This window comes from Ruegeria sp. CDSB029 (genome assembly GCF_059611125.1).
Genome location: NZ_JBXWOX010000056.1, coordinates 1 through 1,510 on the forward strand (window position 1 = coordinate 1; position 1,510 = coordinate 1,510).

Below are 1,510 nucleotides of genomic sequence, written 5' to 3' on the forward strand. Positions count from 1 at the left end.
TGTCCGTCTTCAGAGTTTTTCGGAGAGCTGAGGCGTTTTCGTAACGGAGGCTCTGGTTCGATTTCTGTTTGAGTTTAGGCGGCAGCGGATTGGTGCTGCAACCGGCGTTTTCTGATTGTCTGTTTCTTGATCTCCTCTCTCATCTTTAGGATCTTCGCGCCTCGGCCGCAGTAGACATCGGCGGGTGTCAGGTTATCCAAGCTCTCGTGGTAGCGACGGTTGTTGTAGTGGTCGACGAAGGCATCGATTTGGCGCTCCAGATCGCCGGGCAGATAATAGTTTTCCAAAAGAACCCGGTTCTTCATGGTCTGGTGCCAGCGTTCGATTTTGCCTTGGGTTTGCGGATGGTGCGGCGCACCGCGAACATGATCCATGCCTTTGTCATCGAGATAGTCGGCCAGATCGGCGGCGACGTAGGACGAGCCATTATCGCTGAGCAACCTCGGTTTGTGCACAACGGTTGCCTGATCGCAGCCTGAAGCCTGCAGTGCCAGATCCAGCGTGTCGGTCACGTCCTGAGCTTTCATCGTGGTGCAGAGCTTCCAGGCAATGATGTAGCGGCTGTAATCGTCAAGGATCGTCGACAAATAGAACCAGCCCCAGCCGATGACCTTGAGATAGGTGAAGTCGGTTTGCCAGAGCTCGTTCGGTCGGCTGGTTTTGTCCCGGAACTCATCCGCCGCGCGTATCACAACATGGGCCGGGGCGGTGATCAGGTCCTCAGCGCTGAGAATGCGGTAGACCGATGATTCAGAGACGAAGTACTGCTTCTCGTCGGTGTATTTGACCGCCAGTTCGCGCGGTGTCAGGTCTTCGTGCTCCAGGGCAAAATCGACGACATCGTTGCGAACCGTGTCTGGGATGCGGTTCCAGATCGACCCTGGCCGTGGTGAGCGATCCGCCAAGGCGTCTACGCCACCGTCGCTCCACCGGGCATACCAGTCGTAATAGGTGCTGCTGGGGATACCGAGCATCTTCAGGGTTTGCCGCGTCGGCAGATGCGAGGCCTCTACCGTGCGAATGATCTCAAGCTTTTCGGAGGCAGGGTATCTCATTCTTCGAACTCCCCATCCCCGATCATGCTTTTTTTGAGCAGACGGTTTTCCAGCGTCAGTTCGGCGACCACTTCCTTCAGGGCGGCAGATTCCGACCGCAGTTCTTTGACTTCGGGGGATGTCGCCTGTCGCGTCGTGTCACCGGCCAAGCGGTGCTTCCCAGCTTCGAGGAATTCCTTTGACCAGGAATAATACAGGCTTTCTGCAATTCCCTCGCGGCGGCACAACGCAGCAATGCTCTCTTCGCCCCGTAGTCCTGCCAAGACGATCCTGATCTTCTCTTCGGCCGAGTAATGTTTGCGCGTCTTGCGCTTGATGCCCCTGACCAACTTGTCAGCGGCGTCCTTCGATGTTCCGGATTTCTTGTTCATCTTCGCTCCTTAACGGCTTCGATGAACCAGAAATCCTCCGTTGCTCAAACCCCAAATCTGTCCGGTAGGCGCTGACGTCAGACA

1 protein-coding gene is annotated in these 1,510 nt (G+C 56.2%); it reads right to left on the reverse strand.

The window, feature by feature from the left end:
• Nucleotides 1-74: 74 nt before the first annotated feature.
• Nucleotides 75-1,426, reverse strand: a protein-coding gene (locus tag AC2FI8_RS24490) for an IS3 family transposase (RefSeq protein WP_496781250.1) whose coding sequence is annotated in 2 segments (ribosomal slippage) — nt 75-1,090 and nt 1,090-1,426 — 1,353 coding nt in all. Because the reading frame shifts where the segments join, the coding sequence is not laid out codon by codon here.
• Between the last annotated feature and the right edge of the window lie 84 nt (nt 1,427-1,510).